18 protein-coding genes are annotated in these 20,588 nt (G+C 39.7%); 17 read left to right on the top strand and 1 reads right to left on the bottom strand.

The window, feature by feature from the left end:
* Positions 1-2: 2 nt before the first annotated feature.
* The gene (locus QCD85_RS17230; protein ID WP_301263341.1) at positions 3-1,316 is read right to left on the bottom strand and encodes a zinc-ribbon domain-containing protein; all 1,314 of its coding nucleotides are present in this window, start codon (positions 1,314-1,316) and stop codon (positions 3-5) included.
* A 382-nt stretch (positions 1,317-1,698) separates the two neighbouring features.
* On the opposite strand from QCD85_RS17230, the gene QCD85_RS17225 reads away from it, so the two are divergent.
* From QCD85_RS17225 to QCD85_RS17145, 17 genes are all read left to right on the top strand, one after another.
* A complete protein-coding gene (locus QCD85_RS17225) occupies positions 1,699-2,103 on the top strand; it encodes a hypothetical protein (protein WP_301263340.1) in 405 nt (134 codons plus the stop codon).
* Between the two features lie 100 nt (positions 2,104-2,203).
* A complete protein-coding gene (locus QCD85_RS17220; protein WP_301263384.1) occupies positions 2,204-2,983 on the top strand; it encodes an SDR family NAD(P)-dependent oxidoreductase in 780 nt (259 codons plus the stop codon).
* Positions 2,984-3,189: 206 nt separating this feature from the next.
* Complete coding sequence (locus tag QCD85_RS17215; protein WP_301263339.1) at positions 3,190-4,671, top strand: DEAD/DEAH box helicase; 1,482 nt, start codon at positions 3,190-3,192, stop codon at positions 4,669-4,671.
* 10 nt (positions 4,672-4,681) lie between these two features.
* Positions 4,682-5,428 carry an ABC transporter ATP-binding protein gene (locus tag QCD85_RS17210; protein WP_273613469.1) on the top strand — a complete coding sequence of 249 codons (747 nt, stop codon included), beginning with the start codon at positions 4,682-4,684 and terminating at the stop codon, positions 5,426-5,428.
* Positions 5,429-5,430: 2 nt separating this feature from the next.
* On the top strand, positions 5,431-6,657 hold the full coding sequence (locus QCD85_RS17205; protein WP_301263338.1) for an ABC transporter permease: 1,227 nt from the start codon (positions 5,431-5,433) through the stop codon (positions 6,655-6,657).
* Positions 6,658-7,061: 404 nt separating this feature from the next.
* Positions 7,062-8,276, top strand: coding sequence for a PucR family transcriptional regulator (locus QCD85_RS17200; RefSeq protein WP_301263337.1), 1,215 nt, complete (start codon positions 7,062-7,064; stop codon positions 8,274-8,276).
* A gap of 232 nt (positions 8,277-8,508) precedes the next feature.
* On the top strand, positions 8,509-9,645 hold the full coding sequence (gene ald, locus QCD85_RS17195; protein WP_301263336.1) for an alanine dehydrogenase: 1,137 nt from the start codon (positions 8,509-8,511) through the stop codon (positions 9,643-9,645).
* A 325-nt stretch (positions 9,646-9,970) separates the two neighbouring features.
* Positions 9,971-10,243 carry a DUF6809 family protein gene (locus QCD85_RS17190; RefSeq protein WP_301263335.1) on the top strand — a complete coding sequence of 91 codons (273 nt, stop codon included), beginning with the start codon at positions 9,971-9,973 and terminating at the stop codon, positions 10,241-10,243.
* Positions 10,244-10,326: 83 nt separating this feature from the next.
* Complete coding sequence (locus tag QCD85_RS17185; RefSeq protein WP_301263334.1) at positions 10,327-11,487, top strand: winged helix-turn-helix domain-containing protein; 1,161 nt, start codon at positions 10,327-10,329, stop codon at positions 11,485-11,487.
* A 65-nt stretch (positions 11,488-11,552) separates the two neighbouring features.
* Positions 11,553-12,818: an MFS transporter gene (locus tag QCD85_RS17180; RefSeq protein WP_301263333.1), complete on the top strand. Its 1,266-nt coding sequence runs from the start codon at positions 11,553-11,555 to the stop codon at positions 12,816-12,818.
* Between the two features lie 189 nt (positions 12,819-13,007).
* On the top strand, positions 13,008-14,159 hold the full coding sequence (locus tag QCD85_RS17175; protein WP_301263332.1) for a YhgE/Pip domain-containing protein: 1,152 nt from the start codon (positions 13,008-13,010) through the stop codon (positions 14,157-14,159).
* Positions 14,160-14,261: 102 nt separating this feature from the next.
* Positions 14,262-14,882, top strand: coding sequence for a TetR/AcrR family transcriptional regulator (locus tag QCD85_RS17170; protein ID WP_301263331.1), 621 nt, complete (start codon positions 14,262-14,264; stop codon positions 14,880-14,882).
* Between the two features lie 468 nt (positions 14,883-15,350).
* Positions 15,351-16,562 carry a branched-chain amino acid ABC transporter substrate-binding protein gene (locus QCD85_RS17165; RefSeq protein ID WP_273613461.1) on the top strand — a complete coding sequence of 404 codons (1,212 nt, stop codon included), beginning with the start codon at positions 15,351-15,353 and terminating at the stop codon, positions 16,560-16,562.
* 132 nt (positions 16,563-16,694) lie between these two features.
* Entirely contained in the window at positions 16,695-17,681 is a 987-nt protein-coding gene (locus tag QCD85_RS17160; protein WP_204826776.1) for a branched-chain amino acid ABC transporter permease, read from the top strand.
* A gap of 9 nt (positions 17,682-17,690) precedes the next feature.
* The gene (locus QCD85_RS17155; RefSeq protein ID WP_273613460.1) at positions 17,691-18,959 is read left to right on the top strand and encodes a branched-chain amino acid ABC transporter permease; all 1,269 of its coding nucleotides are present in this window, start codon (positions 17,691-17,693) and stop codon (positions 18,957-18,959) included.
* A gap of 65 nt (positions 18,960-19,024) precedes the next feature.
* Positions 19,025-19,828 (top strand): ABC transporter ATP-binding protein, encoded by an 804-nt coding sequence (locus tag QCD85_RS17150; protein WP_273613459.1) that lies wholly within the window; start codon positions 19,025-19,027, stop codon positions 19,826-19,828.
* Positions 19,825-20,529, top strand: coding sequence for an ABC transporter ATP-binding protein (locus tag QCD85_RS17145; protein ID WP_301263330.1), 705 nt, complete (start codon positions 19,825-19,827; stop codon positions 20,527-20,529). Before QCD85_RS17150 ends, QCD85_RS17145 begins: the two co-directional genes overlap by 4 nt.
* The last annotated feature ends 59 nt before the right edge of the window (positions 20,530-20,588 follow it).

Below are 20,588 nucleotides of genomic sequence, written 5' to 3'. Positions count from 1 at the left end.
CCTTAATCCAGATACCATGTAATATTATCAATCTGTATCGTCACTTCTTCATACCAATCATATTCATACGCACTGTAAGATCCTGTAGCTCCGATCGCCAGATCATAAGGTTCGACAGATGCGGAAGAAGAAAATAGATAATTACCAGCGGCATCATAACCGGAATAATAAACAGTGATCGAATAAATAGGCTTGGTAGCTACATTTTTGACTTCACCGTAAATTTCGATATCACCATATTCATTAAGCTGTACATCAAGATTCGATAATTCAACACCAGCTGTTCGGTTTTTTAAATCTTCTTCTTCGGCTTGTTGAATAGCTCGTTCGATGCGCTGTTTTTCAGCAAGTTCGAAGGCTTCTTTTTCAGAAGTGATCCGTTTTTGTAGCGATAGTAATTTTTCATCTTTGCTAGAGTACTGTAGCCCGGATTTGACAGCTTCTGTAGCCTGGCTAAAATCATTTTGTTGGAGAAGCTTTTCGGCATTTTTCATACTAATCGTTATAATCTTATTAATAATCAATTGATGAACTTCTTTAGCTTCCTGATTATTTAGTCGATCTACTTCATCAAGCTTATAAGCGAGTGCATCAATCGTATCCAATTGGTCTAATTCTTTTTTCACTTGAAGAACAGCCAGCAGATCTTGATTGCGATTGGCTAACGTTTTTTCTTGATCAAATATCGGTTCTTTGCGAGCATCTAAAGCTTTTTGCAGGGTGGTCAATGATTGTTCCGCAGGTTCTAGCTGATTTAACTTGAGCTTGGAAGAAACGGTTGTTAATTTGGTATGGATACGATTCGCGGTCTCAATCATACGTTGATCTGTATTTAATACTGTATAGGTCGGGCGTAAAGTAGTGGCTTGGGTAAGCTTGGTCAGAGCAGGTTCATACTGTCCTTTAAGAGCAAGCGTACTTGCTTCTTGATGTAACTGGGTGACTTGTTGATTGATATCTTGTTGATGCTGATACCACCAAAATAAAGTACCTGCTATACCAAGTAATAATACCGTTGGTATGATCCATGTTAGATGACGTAAAGGAGAAGCAGGGGGTTGAGGTGGTGCTCCTGAAGATGAAGTCGATGATGCAGATGTTACAGAATGAATATGTTCTGTATCACTAGACTGCGAATCAGCATGAACTGAAGACGAATCTGAACGAAGTTGATCCAGAATATCTACAGGAGGCTGTTCGTTAGGGATTTCCTGTGTATCAGGTGACGGTTCTGTTGGTGTCTGAAGTTTAGCTCCACACTGACTACAAAAAACAGCATTATCCGGCTGATTTGCCCCACAATGGTTACAATACATCATAATCCTCCTTATCAAGCGCTTGGCAGTAAAAGCGCGACTTCTTCTAGTAGAATGAATAATGATTTTTGCAAAGCAAAATATCTTACATCAAGCGTTTGGCAACATAAACGCGATTTCTTCTAGTGAAATGAAAAATGATTTTTGCAAAGCAAAATATCTTACACCAAGCATTTGGCACTACAAACGCCATAATGAATTCTGAGTTAAAAGTAACCAAGTAACTGAATAAAATATAACATGTTTTCTTGATGTTGAGGAAATAATTTCCTATAAGAAAAGCGTGAACAAAAGAGTTTATTTGGCAGTTCAGACCTATCAAAGTATAATGAAAAAGAATTTTATAGATACGTGTGCTGGCAATAGATACAGGAGGACGCCAATGACAAATAAATCGAAAGATTCGATCCCTGTACTGATCTACCGTTATCAAGGGCCGAAAAGAAATATAGGTTTTACATTATCGCCTTTTCTTATCGAAGACGATCAACAAGACATTTCATTACAAGAAATGTTGTTTATATATAATGAGGATTTTGATTATATCCGTCCACTGTTGGATAAGCATTTTCCGTTAACCAATCCATATACGATGGAGACGATGAATGGATTAGATCCTTGTTGGGATAATCCGATCGGTAAAGAAATATGGATTGCTGTATTAGAAGAACTGGATCAACAGCAAGTAGAAGATTCAGAGCTGGCAGTATTCTGGCAACAATTCAAAACATGGATCAGTACACATGTACAGAATGCTGACGGCATAGAAGTAACAGGCAATCTGTAAATGTATAGGCAAATATATCAATCTATATGTTGTAGATAAATCAGAATTCATTTTCGGGTAGGTACAAAAGGGAGGAATGCAGTATGATTACTGCGATACTATGGTAAAACTGACGAATAAAGTCGTTCTGATCACAGGAGCTTCTAGCGGACTTGGAGCAGGAGTAGCATCCTTATTAGTAGAAAAAGGAGCAATTCCGATTTTGACTGCACGTTCTGAAGATAAACTAGCTACATTATCCAGACAGTTAAAAGGCGAGCATCAAGTGATTCGTATGGATGTACAACAAGATGAAGATGTGAAGCGTGTAGTGGATCAAGTGATCCAGCAATACGGTAAAATTGATATTTTGCTAAATAACGCTGGTTACGGACAATTTAAAACGATTACCGAAATGCCTATCGAAGATTATAAAATGATGATCGACGTCAATTATTTAGGCATTGTCCGTTGTACGCAGGCTGTTCTTCCACATATGTTGACCGCCGGAACAGGGCAGATCGTTAATATCGCTTCACTCGCAGGTAAGTTTCCAACTGCCAAATCGACATCGTATACAGCAACCAAGCATGCAGTCCTTGGATTTACCAATGCATTACGACAAGAGTTGAGAGAAACCAATATCAAAATTTCTTCGATTAATCCGGGGCCAATTGCCACCGCCTTTTTTGATCGTGCTGATCCTTCAGGAGATTATGTTAAAAATGTAAGTCAATTTATGATGACTCCTGATAAAGTGGCACGTGATATTGTTAAGGTGATGGAAAAGCGCAAAGAAGAACTGGATTTGCCACGTATTGCGATTCCAGGTATGCGTCTGTACGGACTTTTTCCACGATTTATTGATCGGTTAACGTATCGTTTATTTGATCGAAAATAAAGAGATATTACGCTTTATACAATGATCCAGCCGGTTCGAATTGAACCGGTTTTTGGTGCGGTATGATTATATTTGGTGTAGTCCCTGTTTTCGCATATAATAGTAGAGTGTTGTACTCTGTCTGTTTACTCATGTATTAGAATATAAACAAGTGTTGAATAGTTTGTACTTATAAAATGATTCAAGGGCTTGAAAGGATGAAATGTATGGAATCAAAAGTGAATTTTCTCGGACTGGGCATCAATGAATGGTTAAATGATGTACTAGAACGTTATGGGATTACGGAGCCTTCTCCGGTGCAAGCAGAGGCTATTCCTCATTTGCTCGAAGGAAAAGACGCTATCGCTCAATCGCAAACAGGTAGCGGTAAAACGCTAGCGTATTTATTGCCTGTATTGCAACAAGTCGATCCAGAGCGCAAGCAATTACAAGCGATGATCTTAGCACCTACACAGGAGCTAGCGATGCAGATCGTACGTGAAAGTGAGCGTTATGGCGCAGAACGTGGAATTATGACACTGGGTCTGATCGGTGGAGCAGCGATGAAGCGCCAGATTGAAAAGTTAAAACGTCATCCACAGATTGTAGTCGGAACTCCTGGACGAATTAGTGAATTGATCAATCTGCGTAAGCTCAAAATGCACCTTGTGAATACACTGATTGTCGATGAAGTGGATCAAGTGATCGGACTTGGTGGTGGCGGCGATGTGAAGAAGATTATTCGTAGCACACGCAAAGATCGTCAACTGGTCTTTTTATCCGCTACAGTGAATGAAGAGATTTTGACACTGGCGAATCGTGAAATGAACGACTTGTTAGAGATTGGGATCGAACCGGATACCCGTACATCGTCAGGGATTGAACATGTATATTTTGTAGCCGAAGAACGGGATAAATTAGAAATTCTACGTCGTGTATTACGCCATTATAACTCTCCACGTTCACTCGTATTCGTCAACGATACGAACGATATTGCAGAAGTGGAAGCAAAGCTGAACCATCTGGGTCTATCTGCGCGTGTATTGTATGGTGATGCAAACAAAGTAACACGTAGTACCGTATTGTCTCAATTTAGAGAAGGCAAAATCAAAGTGCTTGTCGCTTCCGATGTAGCTGCACGTGGACTGGATATTGAAGGATTGAATCTGGTGGTAAGTCTTGATCCAGCCTTTGATACTGATCATTATGTACATCGCAGTGGACGTACAGGACGTATGGGCAAAAAAGGCGTAGCCGCTTCGATTATTACCGAACGTGAACGGTTTATTATGCGTAAATTTGCCGATGCTTTGCATATTGATTTGCAAGAACATGTATTAAAAGGTGGAGCAGTCCTGACACTGGAGCAACAACAAGAACGTGAAGAATCATATCGTGCTTCACGTGCAGAAGCGGCGGCAGCTCGTTCTTCTCGCCCTGCATCTACACCATCTGTCAAAAAAGAAAAAGTATCATCAGAAACACGCTCAACGGTCAAATCTGATGTGAATACAGAATCTTCTGTAAAAAGTAATCCAGATTCAACTCGTCCGACAGAACGTGAGTTCAAGCCAAGAACAGCGTCACCTGCGGCTAAAGTGAATCCGAAAACAGATAAAAAGAAACGCAAACCAAAAGTAGATACCAAAAGTAAAGGTGCACCGAAATGGTTAAAAGAAAAACGGGCTGCATCTCAAGACGAAAAGTGAGGTAACAATAATGGAACAGGTAGCTATACTTAACGTGGATCACCTCAGTGGTGGATACAGTCGTGGTAAGCCTGTCCTGCATGATATCAGCTTTGAAGTCGGTCGCGGTGAGATGATTGGACTGATTGGTCTGAATGGTGCAGGAAAAAGCACAACCATGAAGCATATTTTGGGATTAATGACTCCGCAACAAGGGGAGATTCGGATTCAAGGATCTACACTGGCAGAAGAAACTGAACAATATCGGGCTTCACTTGCTTTTGTACCGGAATCTCCGCAATTGTATGAAGAAATGACAGTGCGGGAACATCTGGAATTTACCGCACGTGCTTATAATGTGAGTCAAGCAGATTATGAACAACGTTCCGCTCATTTGATCAAGCTATTCAATATGGGTGACAAAGAAGATAGCCTGTCGATGCACTTATCCAAAGGGATGAAGCAGAAAGTAATGATCATGAGTGCTTTTGTAGCCGCTCCTCCATTGTATGTAATCGATGAGCCATTTCTAGGGCTTGATCCGCTCGGTATTCGGTCGTTGCTTGATTTTATGGTACAGACCAAAGAAAGTGGATCATCGATATTGCTAAGTTCACACATTTTGTCGACGATCGAAAATTATTGTGATCGATTTATTGTGTTGCACAAAGGAAAAGTTATTATTCAAGGGACATTGGAGCAGATTCGTGAGCAGACGGGTCAGCAGAACGTACCACTCGAACAGATTTTCTATGATCTGGTTCAGGATGGGCTGTAATTATGAATGATCTGCTCAAGTTACGTCAGCAGAGGCAACAAGCTTTTTGGGGAGAAGTGCTTCCTTATCTACGCTATGTGATGCAAAGCGGACTCGCAATCGTCACTTTTTTTCTGCTCATTGTATTTGCAGCATGGTATACGACCTTTTTGCAAAATGTACCTCAAGGTCTGCCTGTACATTGGATATTACTGATTTTATTCACACCCTTATCGATCTATGGCAGTGTGCGTACGTATATGCGAACAGCCGATATTGTATTTATGTTGCCACTCGAAGTGCGTATGCGTGAATACTTTGCTCCGGCTTGGCGTAGTAGTGTGATTGGGAAAATGATCTGGTTGTTGATTCTAGCACTGGTTGCTTTTCCATTTTACGTACGTGCAGATATGAATGCCAAGTCGTTAAGTCTACTTGTGATTGTGCTGATTATTGCCAAGTTACTCGGTAGTTACGGAAGCTGGCAAGAATTACGGATGAATACAGCCGCTGCTCGTGTCGGTTATCGTCTATTGCGCTATGTATTGATTATTGGGTTACTAGCGGCATTCCTCTGGTTGCCACTGATGACTGCTCTTATTGCAGTCGTTGTAATTGCTCTTGTCTATATCGTGCTGTTGCGTATTCCCGGTAAAGCTTCTGTGCCGTGGGAACGATTGATTGCGACAGAAAGAAATCATGCCGCAGGCGTAATGCGTATGCTCGGTTGGTTTGTCGATGTACCGAATGGCGAACGCAAAGTCAGTCATCGCCGCTGGTTATCTTTTGTCGGTAATCGTGTACCCTGGATACCTGCCAAAGCGTTTCGTTTTCTCGTTTCCAAAACATTGGTTCGTGGAGAGTTGCTACCGATCTTGATTCGATTTGTGGTGATCGGTATTGTATTTGTATTGATTACTCGTGAGTCGTGGTTCGGCATTGTGGTATATCTGCTATTTATTTTATTAGCAGGGATGCAAATGACCAGTTTGCGTAAGCAACATACCGATACACTCTGGTTATCAATCTATCCGATTCCTCCTGAATCGCAACGTCTGGAAACGGTCAAATTAATCACACAGACACAGATATGGATAACATTGCTACTGTGGTTACCTCTTGCAAGTGCAGGTGATCCAGTACGAATGATTCTTACATTTATCGCAGGCTTGGTAGCAGTCTGGTTATATCGCCGTTCACTGAATCGCAAATGGCTTAAAGATATCGAAGCGGAAGCGGAATTTGATTAAAGTTCACATCTGGACACTATAAGTGCGACTTTTGCTATTACATTTTTCTACTGTAAGGAAAAAGTGATGTTTGCCAAGCAAAATAGCTGATGTCGAACTTTCTTCAAGCATATTCGATATGATGTTATGTTCTTTGCAGTCCAATGGCTTGAGATAGCTTATATCTGATCTAAGATGATATCCTATCTGTACGTATAGAATGTATGATCTGAATATATGATTTTTGTAATCAACCTGTTGATCGATCTGCCACTCTTGATGTGGTTGATTATGATCGACAGGTTTTTTTCATAATTAACACCAAGTTGATTATCCATAATTGTAAATTCCAGAAAAAAACAGTATATTCAATAAAGCCTATAATGTATTGAACGGGTAAAATTGCTTATTACAGGTGGTGCGATATGATCCCCAAAATTAACGAAATGGATATCGATAATTTACAAACATTAGTCGAAAAAATAAGTGAAGTCATGGAGACACCTGTAACGATAGAAGATGCAGAACACCGCCTGCTAGCCTACAGTTCGCATGATCCGAATAGCGATCCTGCGCGCATCGCTACCATTGTCGGACGCAAAGTGCCTGAAGATGTAGTGCGTGCACTGTATGAATCGGGAGCGATGCAACAATTGCTAGATACATGGGAACCTGTGCATGTAGAGGGCATGAGCCAAGTGGGATTAAATAACCGGATGGCAATCGCGATTCGGCATTACGATGAAGTGCTCGGCTATATCTGGTTGCTTGAAAATAAAGGTTCTTTCACCAGTGAGCAAATCCAGCAATTAAAATACAGTGCTACTCTAGCTGCATCCAAAATGATCCAGATGCAAAAGCGTAAACAAAGTATTGATTTTTTTAACCGTTTATTAAAAGGTCGGTTTACTTCGGAACAAGATGCGCTAGCACAAGCTCGTGAAGTAGGTATACAAATGCCTGCTTATTCGTACATTCTAATGATTGAACAAGACGGCAATCATGATAACAACGATTGGTTAGACAAAGCCATACAAGCCGCTACCGAGTATGCTGTGCGAATTGTGCTTCATTTGCGAGAGCCACATCGGTTGATTCTATTATGCAGTACTGCCAAAACAGCCTCTTCAGTCGCACCTGTCGAACACACGATTGTTCCTCTGGTGAATCGATTATCTACGTTACTACCTTCATCTCCTATTGAATATGGAGCAGGGAGTGTAGTGTCCTCTGTATTAGCGATCAGTCGTAGCTATACCGAAGCACAATATCTATTGATGTTACATCACCGATTGCCTGAAACGAATTCTATTTTGTATTATCCACAAGCAGGATTTTACCGGTATCTCTATGCAATGAAGCAAGAAGCTGTACAATTCCCGGCGTATACGTCTCCACTGGACAAGCTTGCGGCGTACGATCAAGAGCATCACAGTCATTTACTGCATACGTTAGCTGTATTTCTCGATCATAACAGCGATGCCAAATTAGCTGCCGGGCAACTGCATGTGCATACCAATACACTGAATTATCGGCTTAAACGAATAGCCGAAGTCGGACAGATCGATCTGAACAATATGGCGCAAAAAGTAACATTGTATCTGGAAATTAAGCTTTTACTATTAGAAGAATCAGAATAAGGGTATATATGTAGTATAAAGCTTCTCTTTGGTGTGAAATTTATTGATGAAATATTCTATTTATAAATTGATATGAGTTAATGAGTTAGATTATATGACATATTTAGATAACCTTTTGTATTTTTACACAAATAAAAACCTTCAAATTTGGGGAATTAGACGATTACATGACATTTTATCTATCCTATAATGATGACGTAGAGCAAGAACGTACCTTAAAGGAGGAACTGGCATGAGAATTGGAGTCCCGACAGAAATTAAAAATAACGAAAATCGGGTAGCGATTACACCAGCAGGTGTGGCTACATTAAGCGGAGCAGGGCATGAGGTCTATATCCAATCTGGCGCTGGTGCAGGTAGTGGATTCACAGATAGTGTCTACGAACAAGCAGGAGCACAGATTCTGGTCGAAGCGTCTCAAGTGTGGAGTACCGCAGAGATGGTGTTAAAAGTAAAAGAACCATTGCCATCCGAATATGTGTATTTTCGTGAAGGTTTAATTCTATTCACTTATCTCCATCTCGCCGCAGAACCGAAGCTGGCTGCTGCTCTCATTGAGCATAAAGTCATTGGGATCGCTTACGAGACAGTAGAAGTGAACCGGACGTTACCATTATTGACTCCAATGAGCGAAGTCGCTGGACGTATGGCAAGTCAGATCGGTGCACAGTTCCTTGAAAGTCCTCATGGAGGTAAAGGTATCTTGCTCAGTGGTGTACCGGGTGTAAAAAAAGGAAAAGTGACTATTATCGGTGGTGGCGTAGTCGGAACGAATGCTGCCAAAACCGCAGTCGGACTGGGAGCAGATGTAACGATTATGGACTTGAACCCAGATCGGTTGCGTCAGTTAGAAGATATCTTTGGCTCATCGATCCAGACGTTAATCTCCAATCCTTACAATATCGCAGAAGCGGTAGCCGCTTCGGATCTAGTGATCGGAGCTGTATTGATTCCGGGAGCCAAAGCGCCCAAATTAGTCACCGAAGCGATGGTACAATCCATGTCGCCGAACTCTGTCATTGTCGATGTAGCGATCGATCAGGGCGGAATTGTCGAGACGATTGACCGGATTACGACACATAACGAACCGACGTATGTGAAGCATGGTGTTGTCCATTACGCTGTGGCGAATATGCCGGGTGCGGTACCAAGAACATCGACGATGGCATTGACGAATGCAACATTGCCTTATGTAGCACAGATTGCAAATCAAGGATTGAGAGTAGCGCTTGAAAGTAATCCTGCTTTGAAATTAGGAGTGAACACAGCGGCAGGTCGAATGACGTATGCGGCGGTGGCAAGAGATTTGGGATATACGCATGTGGATGTGAATGAAGCGTTGGTCGAGACTTTTGCGGCGTTGAATTAAGAAAGAAGTAAATAGAAGAAAGAGTTACCATCATTATGCGATGGTAGCTCTTTTTTGTGATTAGGTATAGATATCTAACTTATATACAGTAATCAATAACATACAATATAAACTTTTAAAACTATCATGCCAAACAAGACTTACATAATAGTGTAAAAATAATTCTACTTCTAAAGATAGAACAATTTTTTATTTAGGATATTTTATATTATGCAACTTTCGCATAAATCACTAGGTTAGCTCACTCTGTAGTATATGATGATTATAATGTATTCAGTCAATCACATTGAAGTGATATCATTAACCACAGAAAGGATACAAAATCATGAGCAGTCTGTTAGAAAGTATATACTATGGCAACTTGCGTCCAGATGAGAAAGCAGTATCTCACAACGAAGAATATACACAAATCAGCGAACAAATATCGGCTAAAATGGCAGAGTGGAAAGTGAAGCTTTCTCCTGAAGAATGGTTGGAGCTTGAATCTATGTGGGACTTGTATTACCAGTTGAACAGTATGGATCGTGCAGGTTCATTTACATATGGATTTCGATTAGGTGGGGAATTAATGATAGAGGTATTGAAGGGAGAACAGTAATCATTTACAGTAAAAGATAATTTGTCGGGCACATAATCAACCCATTCATGATGCTATCGTAGATACAGAAATGAGGAAAAGAGATGTCTTTAGATTTTGACCCATCTACCTATAATGTCTGTCATAAAGGAGATTGTATTTCTTTGCTTGCAAAAGAATTTGCTCTGTTACAATTTCTCTATACATATCGTAATCAGTCCTTTCATCGAGAGCAATTATTAGATCAGGTATGGAAGATGGAATATCCTACAGATCGAACAGTCGATGATCATATTTATCGATTACGTAAAAAGTTAAAAGTATGGCATGATGTGCAGATTCATACCATTCATGGTTATGGATATAGTTTAACAATTCAAGAACAACGGCTTTTACCAAATTTTCCTATAGCAGATCAAGAAATTCAAGAACATATGACAGGCTTACTTAAAAGATACCATCTATTAGGTAAAGGGAAATCATTAATGACTTTAGCTGCTCAACAGCAAGTATTAGGTTTTGAAATAGAACCTTTCTATCATATGTATTTAAAGTTTATTTTGTATGATTTGGATTGGTTTATAGAAGATCAATCATTTTCTATCAATGACAAAGTATACTGGTTATTGTTGCTACATAGTACTCTACAGCAAGATATTAATCCAACATTAGAACTTTGGGAAAAAGTATTAGATGCACATATTTTGTCTGCTGACCAACAATTAGAAATAAAAATTTTGAATATTGTTGATTTGTATATTGAGACAGAGCAATGGGAACGTGCTTGGAAACAACTAGAAGAAACTTATTGCATTGTAAAAGATCAGAAAATGGAAAGTTTTGAATTAGCAGTACAGCTTGTAAAGGTATTATTATCTATAGTAGATGTAAATACCTCTGATCTTTATATAGAAACTGAAATGAATCTCTTAAATCATATGTTGAATCATAAGCCATATCTTCGTGAAGTAGGACGTTATGAATGTATTAAAGGAATCTGGATGTTATTAAGACAATCTGATCAATTTTATGAAGGTACTATAGCTATAGATCAAGGTTTGGAGATTCTATATGTATCTAATCATCTTGAGCTATATATTGGAAGTCTACGACAGATTAGTCATCTATTAAGCAAGCATTTACCTGAACATTCGGTTACGCAAAAATATAATCGTGCATATGAACAAGCTTGTATTCGGTATAGCCATTCTTCCCATGCCTATAAGATTAAACAGATGATTTTTCAAGCTTTGGGAGCCGTCTGATATTCTTCTGACAATTCCTCTATAGGATAAGAAGTATCTTATTCATTAGAGGGGTGTTATCTATATTGAGTGTAGTATCTCAATCTTCTACTTCATTGCTACATCATCGTATTTTCCGAAAAATGTTAATGGCGTATTCTTCTTCATCTTTAGGGGATTGGTTTGATGTTATTGCAATTCAGATTATGGTTGTTTATTATTGGCAGGTCACTCCTTTGCAATTAGCATGGATTCCAGTTGTTATGGCATTACCTGGTATTTTCTTTGGTTCATGGGCAGGAGTATGGGCAGATCGTTATTCCCAAGTCAAACTTATGCTTATTAGCGATATATCGATTTTAGTATTAACGAGTCTACTTTTATTAATCTCCAATTATTATGTCTTACTTCTCTTATTGGGAATACGCTCATTGCTAGCTGTTGTTCAAATTCCAGCGCAACAGTCTCTAACTCGAAGAATAGTAAAAGAAGAACAATTGTTACAGGCTTCTTCATGGAATGGAATAGTGAAGCAATCTTCCAAATTAGTAGGTCCATTGATTGGTGGCATGATACTAAGTATGACTTCATTTAGTGTGTGTATTGTAGTTAATATGGTGATGCGGTTAGGATCATTTTTATTATTATTATCAATCTTAAAAACGAATATTTCTTTAAAAACTGTAGCAGACGCTACTTCTAACAAACCTAATTCGGATAGCAAATTAAATGAAAATACATGGCAAGCATTAGTAGAAGGTTGGTTTTTTGTAAAGAAGCAAAGCTTACTGTTAGCTACTTTATTATTTGGTTTTTGCGGAATGCTTGTAATTCAAATGGTTGATTTTCAATTCGCATCTTTATTTCGTGTGATTGCTCCTGATCGTCCTTATTTATTAGGATGGATGATTACAGCAGCAGGATTAGGTGCTTTAATTACAATGAGTTATAAACGTAAACAAAAATATATCTATTACGGTAAGAATTTAGGCGGAGCGTATATTATTATTGGTGCAGGTATATTAGGTATGGGATTGGTTACTTCGGGAGATATTGTTACTCTTATCGTTATTTTTTGTGGACTATTACTAGGGGTAGGAAACGGATTATTTATACCTATTTATACTTATATTTTGCAAAAAGAAACATCTTCTACTATGACTGGACGAGTATTTGGAATTGAAAATATGTTATCTAGTATTACGATGGTCATTGCACCTTTACTAGGAGGTTTATGGATTCAGTATACCGATCCTTCAAGTGTATTTAGCATATTAGGTATTATAGTTAGTTTGTTAGGAATAAGTGGTTGGTTTTTTTCTGAAAAAATATGGAGGCAAGAAATAGATTAAATCACTCAAGCACTCGTTAACATAACGGGTGCTTTTTTGTTGTTTTACAGACCACTATATGTAAAATTTAAAATAAAGTTTGACAGTAATCGTTTTCAATCATTATATTAATCAAACAGTCGTTTAAAACGATTGTTTGAATTTGGTAAAATCAAGGATACGGTAGCGATAGCCGATACAGGAGGAACTATGAAATCTATTTTTGCAGCGTTTATGAAGTTGCCTACGACCAAAGTAGGGATTGCGACAGCGATTTTATTTCAGCTTATTTTTACCATTGTGTGGATGACCGGTTATCAAGGAATTACGGAACGGTTAGATCACTTGAATGTAGCTATTGTTAATGAAGATAAAGTATACGGAGAACAGTTGATTACCAGTCTGCAATCTTCGTTACCTGTAGGTGTTCGCACAGGGATGACGTTAGCTCAAGCTCAACAACAATTGCAAGAACGTGATATACAGATGATTATTGAGATTCCAGCAGATTTTGCAACGACTGTACAGTCTCAGAATCCTGCCCAATTGCATTATTTTATCAATGAATCCAATCCAGTTATGATCAAAAATATGATGACTTCGATTGCAGATAAAGTTACTGCTAATGTTAATAAAGTCGCTGTGGAAAGTGGACTAAAAGGTGTATTTGCAGGACAACTTCCAGAACAACAAGCACAGACGGCGGCGACAATGATGTCTCAGCGGGTGGTGTCTGATATTCAATCGGTCAATCCCGTACAAGGGATGAATAATCAGATGGTGCCGATGATGATGATTCTGGCTTCCTATGTCGGTGCGATGATTATGGGACAGAACTTCCAGATTTCGTCCAAAGCACTGGCAAGTCGGTTCGGACGCTGGTCACGCATGTCTGTTCGTTTGCTAGTGACAGCAGGTGCATCGATTGTTGTATCACTGGTAGGGACTTCACTGGTGGCATTATTCGGAGGACAGTTAGGGCATGGATTTATGGCATTGTGGGGCTTTCAAGCATTATTCCTGTTAACCTTTATGTTAGTTGCACAGATGTTTTTATTTGTATTCGATATGGCAGGCATGCTATTTAATATTTTGATACTGTCTGTACAATTGGTTTCGTCAGGAGCGATGATGCCACGTGAATTGCTACCAGACTTTTACCAGTGGATTGGGTCGGCGTTTCCAGCGACTTATGCTGTACAAGGGTTAATGAATCTATTGTTCGGCGGTACAGGTGTAGGCAAAGATTGCCTAGCACTGGTATGTATTATGATTGTTGCTCTTCTTATTATTGGAATTGCCACTGCACTACGCAAAGACAAACTGCCTGTCTCTCCACTGGTAGCGATAGCCGAGTCTTGATGATATGATAAAGACAGTATGGCTGGAAAAGATTACTATTCCGCATCATGGAGATACGGATGATTTCTAGCGATAGCAATCAAAGGCAGGGAAGTGAACGTGGTGGATAAAAATGAAGACCATGTTAAAATGCGTATTTTGCAAGCAACCAAAAAACTAGCAGCCACAAAAGGGTTTGAAGCGACGTCAGTACGAGAAATCTGCAAAGAAGCGAATGCGAATATTTCGTTAGTTTCATATTATTATGGTGGCAAAGAGTCATTATTTGAAGCGATGTTAAAAGAATTTATTCCGATTCCCTTATTTGCAGAACATATTCGTCGTGAAGAAGTCGATCCGATTCAGGGAATGAAGCGGTTGATTGAAGAGATGTATCATTTTTGCAAATGTGATCCAGAGATTTCAGACATTATACATCAAGAATTCACCCTGCATTCTCAGCGAATCGATATTATTCAAAAGTACACTCTTCCGGTATGGCAATTACTTCGTCATTATTTGGAAAATGGTCTACAGCAAGGAACTTTTTATTTTCGGTCGTTGAATCATACTTCTTTGCAAGTGATGGGCAGTATTTTATTTAGCAGTAATGATGTCAAGTCATTAACCGTCGTCACATTGCTAGATATTCAGCGTTCTGTAGAGAATGATCAGTTAGAAGAATTGACGCAGTATATTTTACGTGGTCTCGGTTGTACCAATGAACAGATCGCTATATCGTAGATCATCAAGACGCTATATACAGATGTTATTTACAGGTATAGTGGTAACCAAGCCAGAACTTTGTTTATCTTCCGCTAAGAAGAAGATAAGCGTAAGTTCTGGCTTTTTTATTATGAATTAATGTTATATAAAGTAACATTAATAATATGTAAATATTACATAGAAGATAAAATAAAAAGGTAAATAATATATACCTAACATATTAAAAATAGAGAACGTGTATTATAAAATATCAGTAAATAATTATAAAAACTTTTAAAATGAATAAAAATAGTATTGATAACCTAAATTTTCACAGTATAATGAATGTTAATCAGTTAATAATATTTAAATATTATATTATTTGGAATTAGAAGATATAAATTCTAATTGAATAATATAATGGATATCGTTATACTGATGTAAGAAATAGGAAATATAGTTAATTTAATGTGTTACTAAAGTTGACATTATTAAAGGGGGATTATGATGAGAAGCAAGTGGAGTGGATTAATGATCGCAGCATTGATTACAGGATTACTGGCAGGGTGTGGAAATGGAGCTACGTCTTCTTCTGGCGCAAGTGGAGGTTCTACAGCAAGTACAGGTGGTAAAGTGATTAAAATTGCTACTCAATCTCCATTATCCGGTGGTAGTTCTATTCAAGGTGAAGCGATTAAGCTAGGTGCACAGATGTCGATGGAAGATCACAAAGAAGAGTTTACCAAATTAGGATATTCACTCGAATTGGTTCCTTATGACGATCAAGGTGATCCCAAAAAAGGTGTAGCCAATGCTGAATTGATCGGTGCTGATCAACAAGTATTAGGCGTGATTGGGCATCTGAACTCCGGCGTATCTATTCCTTCCTCTGTTGTCTACGAAAAATACAACATCCCGATGATCTCCCCTGCAAGTACAGCTACAGAATTAACCGATCGCAAACTCAAAGTAGTTAATCGTGTCGTTGCACGTGATGATTTTCAAGGTCCAGCAGCGGCTGAATATGCTATAAAAACAGCAGGAGCCAAAAATATTTTTATTATACAAGACAAAACAGCTTACGGTCAGGGATTGGCGGAAGCTTTTCGTGATGCCGCTCAAGCCCAAGGAGCTACGATTTCTGGCTATGAAGGAATCACTGTTGGTGAAAAAGATTTCAACGGTGTACTGAATATTGCAGCTACGCAAAAGCCTGATTTTATTTTCTTCGGTGGACTGTATGCTGAAGCAGGTCTATTGATTAAGCAAGCTCGTGATAAAGGAATTACAGCTCCGATTATGGGAGGAGATGCGCTTGATTCTTCCGGTCTGGTCGATATTGCTGGAGCTGATGTAAAAGGAGCATTGTACAGTTCGGTGGCTGGAGATATTAGCAAATTACCGGACGGACAAGAATGGACAGCTCGTTACAAAGAAGCATTTGGTAAAAATCCAGAAGGTTATTCTGTCTATGCGTATGATTCGATGAGTGTCATGTTAGAAGCGATCAAAACAGCGATGGGTTCAGGTACAGAAGCACCAGCTCGTGATGCGGTACGTGATGCTGTGCGTGCGACCAAAGATTTTGAAGGTGTAGCGACTAAAGTAAGCTTTGATGATATCGGAGACAATGCGTATGCGAAAGTATTTATTTACAAATTCGCTGATGCTACGTATCCAGGATCACTTGAAGCAGAGATTGCTCAACCTGCGAAATAAACAATCCTTTTCCAAATAAAAGCCAAAAGGTATGTGCTGTGATATACACATCTTTTGGCTTTTGTTTTAGAGTACTTTTGCAAAATCATCATGTAGCAGAATGACGAATGAGCGTATGAAGGGAGTAACTGAATGTTCTCAAGTATTTTGCAAACTTTACCTCAGGTATTGATCGATGGTCTGGCGCTAGGTGCAATCTATGCTGTAGTAGCACTAGGTTATACGATGGTATACGGTATTCTGGAATTGATTAACTTTGCGCATGGTGAGATTTTTATGACCGGTGCTTTTGTAGGGACAGCGGTGCTGTTTGGTTTTCAGGGGGCAGGGTGGTTGACCGGTATGCCCGCATGGTTGTCGTATTTGCTGATTATTTTGATCGCAATGCTGGTTACAGGGGCACTTGGGGTCGGGATTGAAAGGGTAGCTTATCGACCGTTACGCAAAGCACCCAAGTTGATCCTATTAATCTCTGCTTTTGGAGTCTCGTTTGTTTTGCAAGATGTGATTCGATTTATCGCGGAGCTCAAAACAGGTAACTATATTATTAGCACACCACAATTATTTGATCAGCGTTATCAATTGCCGCTTTCTTCGATCTCTAGCTGGTTTACCGATGCTTCGGTCAAAGCGAATACATTGTTTATTTTTGTAATTGCGATTTTGTTAATGATTGGACTCGATATTTTTGTGAATCGAACCAAATGGGGCGGTGCGATGCGTGCAGTTGCGCAAGATCGGGAGACCGCATCGTTAATGTCTATCAATGTAAATAAAGTAATTGTGTTAACCTTTTTTATCGGTTCAGCATTAGGTGGATCGACAGGGGTTTTATTTGCTCAACAGTATGGAACGATTGATCCGTATATCGGATTTATTTTGGGACTCAAAGCATTTACAGCTGCTGTTCTAGGAGGAATTGGGAATATCCGTGGTGCGATGTTCGGCGGAATCGTACTGGGTGTGCTTGAAATGTTTGCTTCATCGAATCTGGGCATTTTGACAGGCGGTAATTTTGGAGCAGAGTACAAAGATGTATTTGCTTTTATGATTCTGATTATTGTCTTGATCTTCAAACCGGAGGGCATATTCGGCAAAGCAATCAAAGAGAAAGTGTAGGTGAAACCGATGGGGAAATTACAAACGATGTTGCAAGCGAATAAACTTGCACAAGGATTACTATTAGCTGCATTTATACTGGTAACCGCAGGTGCTGTATATTTGATCGACCGTTCGGTCACTGCCTTTCTATTGATGCTGGCTTCGCTGTTGCTGTTGTACTATACGTCATTTAGCAATGGGATGAAATGGAGTATTGCCGTGTTTTTGCTGGTGATTGTGATTCCATTCGCCACTTCAGGCGGTACATCACGCGAATCGTATATGGAAGTAGCGACCCAGTGCGGTATATATGTAGCGATGGCGCTCGGGCTGAATATTGTGGTTGGATTTGCAGGATTGTTGGATATGGGGTTTATTGCTTTTTTTGCTGTAGGGGCTTATACATACGGCATCTTTGCGACAGGGCAAGCGAATAATTTTATTTCAGGAGAACTCTTTCCGTTATCCGGTGAAAGCTTCTGGATTTTTATTCTAATCGGAGGTTTTATTGCAGGGATCTTCGGGATATTGCTCGGTCTGCCTGTACTGCGTGTCAAAGGCGATTATCTGGCGATTGTGACACTGGGATTCGGGGAGATCATTCGTATTATTTTTAATAATTTAGAAAAGCCCGTCAATATTACGAATGGTGCGATGGGGTTATCTTCGATCCAGCCACCGAATTTGTTTGGCTTTCAATTTACATTTCCACATCAATTTTATTTTATCGTGATCGGGATATTGTTAATTGTTATCTTCGCAGTAAGGCGGTTAGAACATTCACGTCTAGGACGTTCGTGGAAAGCGGTACGTGAAAATGAAATTGCTGCACAGTCGATGGGGATTCCTTTGATTCGTACCAAATTGATGGCTTTTGCAATCGGTGCTTCTTTTTCAGGAATGATGGGTGTTGTGTTTGCAGCCAAGCAGACATTTATCGATCCGACCAGCTTTACATTGATCGAGTCGATCACGATTCTGGTAATGGTTGTATTAGGTGGAATGGGCAGTGTACCGGGTGTGATCTTAGGAGCAAGTCTGGTCACGATTCTGAATTTGCAGGTGTTGACCGAGTTCACAAGCTGGCTTAATCAATTGTCTCAGCAAGGAATTTTTGAAGTACCTAATGCGTTATCTCCTTCTAAAATGCAACGTTTTATTTTCGGTATGATCTTGATTTTAGTCGCTATTTTCCGTCCCAATGGATTAATTGCTGCTCGAAATCGCAGACTTCCTGAGGAAGCAGTCAAAGATCCATCTCCACCTGTATCCAAGTCAGAAGTACAACCAGATTAAAGGTCCATACAAAGCATAATTAGAGCTATTGCGTGGATAACAGTGAATGAGGAAGGAGCATAAGTATGAGTGACTACCCCGATCATAGTGTGCTAAAAGTGACCAATCTGATCAAACGTTTTGGCGGATTAACGGCTGTGAATGGAGTGAACTTTGATTTTCCCAAAGGACAGATTTCGGCGGTGATCGGGCCGAATGGAGCGGGCAAAACGACTTTTTTTAATATGATTACAGGGATATATGTACCGGATAAAGGCAATATTGAACTGGATGGAAAATCGATTGTTAATATTAAGCCTGATCGGATCACCAGTCGCGGAATTGCACGTACTTTTCAAAATATTCGCTTGTTCGGCAGTATGACCGTACTTGAAAATGTGCAGGTCGGTATGCATATTCATCTCAAAACAGGCATTGTCGGCACACTGTTAAATCTTCCTCGTGTTCGTCATGAAGAACATGATTCCCAGCGTGAAGCGTACCGATTACTTGAATATGTCGGTCTGGCAGAATGGTATAACGAAGAAGCAAGCAGTCTATCCTATGGTGCACAGCGACGATTAGAAATTGCCCGTGCACTTGCCGCCAAGCCTAAAGTATTGCTGTTAGATGAACCTGCCGCAGGGATGAATCCACGCGAAACGTCTGAATTAACAGGGCTGATCCGTCGTATCCAGCAAGAGTTGGATATTTCGATTATTTTGATTGAACATGATATGAAATTAGTGATGGAATTATCTCATCATATTCTTGTACTGGATCATGGAGAGAAGATCGCTGAAGGTGGCCCTGAAGATATTCGTTCCAATCCTAAAGTAATCGAAGCGTATCTCGGTAAAAGCGCAGTCGAGGAGGAGATACAGATATGAGTCTGGTCGAACTAAAAAATGTACAAGCTTTTTACGGTGGTATTGAAGCGTTAAAAGGTATCAATCTGGAAGTGAATGCAGGGGAGATTGTTACATTGATCGGTTCCAACGGTGCAGGCAAATCGACTACACTCAAGTCGATCTGTGGACAGGTGAAGACCAAAGGCGAAATTTATTTCGATGGTAAAAAGATTACATCGCTTGAACCGCATGTGATTGCGCAAAGTGGTATTGCACATGTGCCGGAAGGACGTCGTATTTTCCCGCGTTTAACAGTAAAAGAAAATCTGGAAATGGGCGCGTTCTCTGTCAAAAGTAAAAAGCTGATCAAAGAGCGAATAGAGAAATCATTTGTATATTTTCCACGGCTCAAAGAGCGTTATCATCAGACCGGTGGCACGATGAGTGGTGGGGAACAGCAAATGCTTGCGATTGCTAGAGGACTGATGATGAATCCCAAAATTCTACTGTTGGATGAGCCTTCGATGGGTCTTGCTCCAGTATTGGTCGATCAGATTTTTGAGATTATTCAGGAGTTGAATGATGCAGGAATGACCATCTTACTGGTCGAGCAAAATGCGTATCAAGCATTACAGATCGCACATCGGGGATATGTCATTCAGACAGGAGAAATTATTTTGCAGGATGATGCCAAAGTACTTTTAACAAACAATCAGGTGAGAGAAGCTTATTTGGCATAGATAGTTTACTTTTGTTGTTTTGACTTAGATTTTGCTGGTTATTTATGAGAAATTAAAAA

Origin of the sequence: Paenibacillus sp. PsM32, assembly GCF_030433815.1 — a bacterium.
Lineage (GTDB): Bacteria > Bacillota > Bacilli > Paenibacillales > Paenibacillaceae > Saccharibacillus > Saccharibacillus kyungheensis.
This window is presented reverse-complemented; position numbering and strand designations above follow the sequence as displayed.